At 65.0% G+C, this 6,164-nt stretch carries 7 protein-coding genes; all 7 read left to right on the forward strand.

Annotated features, from left to right (window positions below):
* Positions 1-25 precede the first annotated feature (25 nt).
* The 7 genes from pcaC to DDF70_RS26360 are packed head-to-tail and all read left to right on the forward strand — an operon-like array spanning position 26 to position 5,720.
* Positions 26-394, forward strand: coding sequence for a 4-carboxymuconolactone decarboxylase (gene pcaC, locus DDF70_RS26330; protein ID WP_114947726.1), 369 nt, complete (start codon positions 26-28; stop codon positions 392-394).
* 27 nt (positions 395-421) lie between these two features.
* Positions 422-1,147 (forward strand): protocatechuate 3,4-dioxygenase subunit beta, encoded by a 726-nt coding sequence (pcaH, locus tag DDF70_RS26335; protein ID WP_114947718.1) that lies wholly within the window; start codon positions 422-424, stop codon positions 1,145-1,147.
* Positions 1,147-1,773, forward strand: coding sequence for a protocatechuate 3,4-dioxygenase subunit alpha (gene pcaG / locus DDF70_RS26340; RefSeq protein ID WP_114947719.1), 627 nt, complete (start codon positions 1,147-1,149; stop codon positions 1,771-1,773). The genes pcaH and pcaG overlap by 1 nt, the downstream gene beginning before the upstream one ends.
* Before the next feature lie 21 nt (positions 1,774-1,794).
* On the forward strand, positions 1,795-2,640 hold the full coding sequence (locus DDF70_RS26345; protein ID WP_114947720.1) for a CoA transferase subunit A: 846 nt from the start codon (positions 1,795-1,797) through the stop codon (positions 2,638-2,640).
* A gap of 2 nt (positions 2,641-2,642) precedes the next feature.
* Entirely contained in the window at positions 2,643-3,431 is a 789-nt protein-coding gene (locus DDF70_RS26350; protein WP_114947721.1) for a CoA-transferase subunit beta, read from the forward strand.
* A 2-nt stretch (positions 3,432-3,433) separates the two neighbouring features.
* The gene (pcaF, locus tag DDF70_RS26355) at positions 3,434-4,639 is read left to right on the forward strand and encodes a 3-oxoadipyl-CoA thiolase (protein ID WP_114947722.1); all 1,206 of its coding nucleotides are present in this window, start codon (positions 3,434-3,436) and stop codon (positions 4,637-4,639) included.
* 13 nt (positions 4,640-4,652) lie between these two features.
* A complete protein-coding gene (locus tag DDF70_RS26360; protein WP_114947723.1) occupies positions 4,653-5,720 on the forward strand; it encodes a 3-carboxy-cis,cis-muconate cycloisomerase in 1,068 nt (355 codons plus the stop codon).
* Positions 5,721-6,164: the final 444 nt, after the last annotated feature.

Consider the following 6,164-nt stretch of genomic DNA (forward strand, 5'->3'; position numbering starts at 1 on the left):
TCAGAGCGAACGCTACAAGGCCGGGATGGCGGTGCGCCGCCAGGTGCTCGGAGACGCCCATGTCGACCGGGCGACCGGGCAGATGACGGAATTCGACGCCGATTTCCAGACCTTCATCACCGAAGGCGCCTGGGGCTCGGTGTGGTCGCGTCCCGGGTTCACCAAGCGCGAGCGTTCCATCGTGACGCTCGCGCTCCTCGCTGCGCTCGGACAGGACGACGAGGTCGCCATGCATGTCCGCGCGACGCGCAACACGGGCGCGACCAAGGAAGACATCAAGGAGGCGTTGCTGCACGTGGCCGTCTATGCGGGGGTGCCGGCGGCCAATCACGCCATCAAGATCGTCAAAAAAACTTTCGCCGAAATGGAAGCAGATACCGAACCTCGGAAGTAAGAGGGCGGGCTGCGAGGGAGAGCCGGGATGTCGGATCAGGGATCATACTATCAGCGGGACCGGAGCTGGCATCCGGCCGCGCTCACGCCGCAATACAAGACCTCGGTGCTGCGCTCGCCGCAATATCCGCTGCTGTCGCTCGACAACACCATCTCGGAGATGACGGGCCCGCGGTTCGGCCACGAGAAGATCGGCCCGCTCGACAACGACCTGATCCGCAATTTCGCCAAGACGGGCGATCCCATCGGCCAGCGCATCATCGTCTACGGCCGCGTGCTCGACGAGAATGCCCGCCCGGTGCCGGGTACCCTGGTGGAGTTCTGGCAGGCCAATGCGGGCGGACGCTACCGGCACAAGAAGGAAACTTACCTGGCCGCCATCGACCCGAATTTCGGCGGCTGCGGGCGCACGATCACGGACGAGGAGGGACGTTACTGGTTCCGCACCATCAAGCCCGGCGCCTATCCCTGGCCGAACGGGGTCAATGACTGGCGTCCCGCCCACATCCACTTCTCGCTCTTCGGCCACGCCTTCGCGCAGCGCCTGATCACGCAGATGTATTTCGAGGGCGATCCGATGATCTGGCAATGTCCGATCGTCTCGACCATTTCCGACAAGGCCGCCATCGACCAGCTGACCGCCGTGCTCGACCGCAACGCCACGCTGCCCATGGATGCGCTCGCCTACAAGTTCGACATCGTCCTGCGCGGACGCCGCTCCACGATGTTCGAGAACCGGATGGAGGGGAACTGATGTTCCAGAGACTGACGACACTGAAAGAATCGCCCTCCCAGACGGCCGGCCCTTACGTCCATATCGGCGCGACCCCGAACTGGGTCGAGATCACCGGGGTATGGAAAGAGGACCTCGGCCTCGTCATCGTCGGGCCCGATACCAGGGGCGAACGGATCGTCGTCAAGGGTCGCATCTTCGACGGCAGCGGCAACCCGATCAAGGACGCCCTGGTCGAGATCTGGCAGGCCGACGCGGCCGGGCTCTACAACAGTCCCGAGGAGACGCGCGGTCAGGCCGATCCGAACTTCGTCGGCTGGGGCCGCCAGCCGACGGACGCCGCCACGGGCGAGTATCGCTTCGAGACGATCAAGCCGGGCCGCGTGCCTTATCGGGACGGCCGTCCGATGGCGCCGCACATCACGTTCTGGATCGTGGCGCGGGGCATCAATATCGGCCTGCACACCCGGATGTATTTCGGCGACGAGGAAACGGCCAACGCGGAATGCCCCATCCTCGCGCGCGTCGAGCACAAGTTCCGGGTTCCGACTCTCATCGCCTCGCGAAGCGAGGAGAACGGAATGCCGACCTACACCTTCGACATTCACCTGCAGGGTGAGAAGGAAACCGTTTTTTTCGACATCTGATTGCCGATCTGAAAGCACATCATGGCCAAGTTCCAGAGCCTCAAGGAGGCTGTTGCAGAGAACCTGCGCGATGGCGATACGGTCGCCTTCGAGGGGTTCACCCATCTCATTCCCCATGCCGCCGCCCATGAGGTGATCAGGCAAGGGATCAAGGACCTCACGCTGATCCGCATGACCCCTGATATCATCTACGACCAGATGATCGGCATGGGTCTCGTGAAAAAAGTGATCTTCTCCTACGCGGGCAATCCCGGGGTCGGTCTCCTGCGCCGCATGCGCGACGCCATCGAGAACGGCTGGCCCCGGTCCATCGAGACGGTGGAGCACAGCCATGCGGCCATGGCCAATGCCTATGAGGCGGGCGCCGCAGGCCTGCCCTGCGCCGTGTTCCGGGGCTACCTCGGCGCGGGCCTCAAGGACGTGAACCCGGCGATCAAGAGCATCACCTGTCCGTTTACGGGCGAGGAACTCGCGGCCGTGCCGGCGCATCGTCCCGACGTGGCGGTCATCCACGCACAGAAGGCGAGCAGGCGTGGCGACGTTCTGGTGGAGGGCATCGTCGGCGTGCAGAAGGAAGCGGTTCTGGCGTCCACGCGCTCGGTCGTGACGGTCGAGGAGATCGTGGAGGATTTCGACGACCTGCATCCGAACCTCTGCGTGCTGCCGCATTGGACCGTAACCTCCATCGTACAGGTCCCGGGCGGGGCCCATCCATCCTACACCCACGGCTATTACGAGCGCGACAACGCGTCCTATCTCGCATGGGACAAGATCTCCGCCGACCGCGACCTGTTCACGGCCTGGATGAAGGAGAATGTGCTCGATCAGGGCCCCGACGTGTTCGCCGATCGCGTGAAGGGATTGTAAGAATGACGAACCTTTCCGATTTCACGCCCAACGAGATGATGACCATCGCGGCGGCCCGCGCCCTGTCCAACGACGATGTCTGCTTCGTCGGTATCGGGGCCCCGTCAGCGGCCTGCAACGTGGCCCGGTTGACCCATGCGCCCGACATCACGCTGATTTATGAGAGCGGCACCATCGGCACGGCGCCGAACGTGCTTCCGCTCTCCATCGGCGACGGCGAGCTGTGCGAGACGGCGGTCACCACGGTCTCCGTGCCGGAGATGTTCCGCTACTGGCTTCAGGGCGGACGCATTTCCATCGGCTTTCTCGGAGCCGCCCAGCTCGACCGCTTCGGCAACATCAACACCACCGTGATCGGCGATTATCGCAAGCCCAAGGTGCGCCTGCCCGGCGGCGGCGGCGCTCCGGAGATCGCCAGCTCCTGTCGGCAAGTCTTCATCACCATGAAGCAGGCGACGCGCGGCATGGTGGAAAAGATCGACTTCTACACCTCCTTCGGGCACGGCGAGGGCGGCAATCACCGCGAGCGGCTCGGCATCAAGACCAAGGGGCCGACGCTCCTGATCACGGATCTTGCGATCTGGAAGCCGGATCCCGAGACGAAGGAATTCACCGTGGTGTCGATGCATCACGGCGTCACCCGCGATAAGGTGCAGGAAACCTGCGGCTGGAAGGTGCGATTCTCAGAGCATCTTGAAGAAACGCCTCCGCCGACCGAACTCGAACTCACGACCCTGCGCGAGCTTCAGGCCAGGACCGAGAAAGCTCACGGCGGCAAGAAGGGGATTTGAACATGCGTGAAGCCTTTATCTGCGCCTATGTCCGCACGCCCATCGGCCGTTACGGCGGCTCCCTCTCCAGCGTCCGCGCGGACGACCTCGCCGCCGTGCCTCTGAAGGCGCTGCGGGAGCGCCTCCCGAACCTCGATTTCGAGGCCGTCGACGATGTGATCTACGGCTGCGCCAACCAGGCGGGCGAGGACAACCGCAACGTGGCCCGCATGGCCGTGCTGCTGGCGGGACTGCCCGGCTCGATTCCCGGAACCACCATGAACCGCCTCTGCGGCTCCGGCATGGACGCGGTCATCGCTGCGGCCCGCGCCATCAAGGCGGGCGAAGCGGAGATCATGATTGCCGGCGGCGTGGAGTCCATGTCGCGCGCGCCCTTCGTGATGCCGAAGGCCGACACGGCATTCTCGCGAAACGCGGAGATCTACGACACCACCATCGGCTGGCGCTTCGTCAATCCGTTGATCAAGAGCCAGTACGGCGTGGATTCCATGCCGGAAACCGGTGAGAACGTGGCGGCGGACTTCAACGTCTCGCGCGAGGACCAGGACGCCTTCGCCCTGCGCTCGCAGAAGAAGGCTGCCGCGGCCCAGGCCAATGGACGCTTGGCCCAGGAGATCGTGCCGGTCACGATTCCGAGGCGGAAGGCTGATCCGGTCGTTGTCGACAAGGACGAGCATCCCCGTGGCGACACGACCCTGGAGCAACTGGCGAAGCTTCCGACGCCTTTCCGCAAGGACGGCACGGTGACGGCCGGCAACGCGTCCGGCGTGAATGACGGCTCGGCAGCATTGATCGTGGCTTCCGAGGAGGCCGTCCGGAAGTTCGGGCTCGAACCGATCGCCCGCGTGGTCGGTGGCGCCACTGCGGGCGTTGCGCCGCGCATCATGGGGATCGGACCGGCTCCGGCCACGAAGAAGCTCTGTGCTCGCCTGGGGCTCAAGCCGACGGACTTCGACATCGTAGAGCTCAACGAGGCGTTCGCCAGCCAAGGCATTGCGGTGCTGCGCGAGCTCGGCATTCCTGAGGATGCCGAGCACGTGAACCCGAATGGCGGCGCGATCGCGCTTGGCCACCCGCTTGGCATGTCGGGGGCTCGCATCACCGGCACGGCTGCGCTTGAGCTGAAGCTCAGGGGCAAGAAGCGTGCGCTCGCCACGATGTGCATCGGGGTGGGGCAGGGTATCGCCATCACCCTTGAGGCCGTGTGACGGGCACATCGACATGACGCGGACGCCACCATCTCCCATTCTGCAGGTTCTCGTCGGCGATGAGGAGGTGGGGGCGTTCTTTTCCGACGAGGCTGAACTCTCGGCCATGCTGCGTGTCGAGGCCGCCCTGGCGCAGGCGGAGGCGAAGGTCGGACTGATCAGCGAAGACGCTGCGCGGCGGATCGCCGAAATCTGTCACACCTTTCGGGCGGACTGGTCCAAGCTTGCCGAGGGCCTAGCCCGGGATGGCGTGATCGTCCCCGAATTCGTCAAGCAATTGCGGGCTGCTGTCGGCGCGCCTCATTCCCGGTCGGTTCACCTCGGAGCGACCAGCCAGGACGTCATCGACACGGCCTTGATCCTGCGTCTCAAGCCCATCATCGAGACCCTCGGGCAGCGCCTCGATACGCTGATCCATGCTCTCGACGGGTTGAAGCGCCGGGATGGCGCGATACGCCTCATGGCGCATACCCGGATGCAGCAGGCGCTTCCGTTCACCGCGGCCGAAAAGATCGACACGTGGTTTCAGCCGCTGGAGCGGCACAGAGAGAAACTGCAGGATCTCGCGCCGCGCCTGCTGGTCGTTCAGCTCGGCGGTCCCATTGGGACCCGTGGCGAGCTGATGGGGCAGGGCGATGCCGTGGCTGATGGCATGGCGGACATCCTCCAGCTCGGTCTTGCTCCCTCCTGGCATTCCCAGCGCGACAGGATCGGCGAGTTCGGCGCATTCCTTTCCCTGCTCACCGGGACGTTGGGCAAGATCGGTCAGGACATCGCCCTGATGGCACAGAACGAGGTCGGCGAGGTGCGGCTTGCCACGGGCGGCGGCTCGTCCGCCATGCCCCATAAATCCAACCCCGTTTCGGCGGAGGTTCTGGTGACGCTTGCGCGCTTCAATGCCGGAATGCTCGGCACCCTGCATCAGGCGCTGGTCCATGAGGGCGAGCGTTCGGGAGCCGCCTGGACCCTGGAATGGATGGTGCTCCCGCAGATGGTCGTGTCCGCCGCCGCAGCCTTGAGCAAAGCCCAGGCGCTCTTTGCGAGCATGAGCTTCGTGCCGTCGAGCGCGCCTGAAGCCTAAGCCACAGGGGCCGGCGCTCTTCGGATCGGGATCACCGGCACGAGGCCGGGGATGACACCCTCCACGTCATGGCCGGGCTTGTCCCGGCCATCCACATCGTCAACTCCGCCCCTCTGCCCTCATCCTGAGGAGGTCGCGCAGCGACCGTCTCGAAGGATGTTTCAGGGCGCGCTGGAGGCTCCTTCGAGACGCAGCTGCGCTGCTCCTCAGGATGAGGTCTGGAGGGGTCGGAGAGGAGCGCTCCCTTTCCATCCTCTCGCCCGTCATGGCCGGCCTTGTGCCGGCCATCCCCGGCTGCCGTGCCCCCACAGCCCTCATCCTGAGGAGGTCGCTGTGCGACCGTCTCGAAGGACGAGGGCGTCTCCCGTGCGCGCTGGAGCCTCCTTCGAGACGCCGCTTGCAGCGGCTCCTCAGGATGAGGTCGGAGAGGCGGTGAGGACAATC

This window comes from Microvirga calopogonii, from assembly GCF_003347665.1.
In the GTDB taxonomy this organism is placed as follows: Bacteria; Pseudomonadota; Alphaproteobacteria; order Rhizobiales; family Beijerinckiaceae; genus Microvirga; species Microvirga calopogonii.

Coding starts and splice junctions, on each gene's coding strand:
- pcaC (WP_114947726.1), top strand. CDS start 26: ATGGCGGTGCGCCGCCAGGTGCTCGGAGACGCCCATGTCGACCGGGCG.
- pcaH (WP_114947718.1), top strand. CDS start 422: ATGTCGGATCAGGGATCATACTATCAGCGGGACCGGAGCTGGCATCCG.
- pcaG (WP_114947719.1), top strand. CDS start 1,147: ATGTTCCAGAGACTGACGACACTGAAAGAATCGCCCTCCCAGACGGCC.
- DDF70_RS26345 (WP_114947720.1), top strand. CDS start 1,795: ATGGCCAAGTTCCAGAGCCTCAAGGAGGCTGTTGCAGAGAACCTGCGC.
- DDF70_RS26350 (WP_114947721.1), top strand. CDS start 2,643: ATGACGAACCTTTCCGATTTCACGCCCAACGAGATGATGACCATCGCG.
- pcaF (WP_114947722.1), top strand. CDS start 3,434: ATGCGTGAAGCCTTTATCTGCGCCTATGTCCGCACGCCCATCGGCCGT.
- DDF70_RS26360 (WP_114947723.1), top strand. CDS start 4,653: ATGACGCGGACGCCACCATCTCCCATTCTGCAGGTTCTCGTCGGCGAT.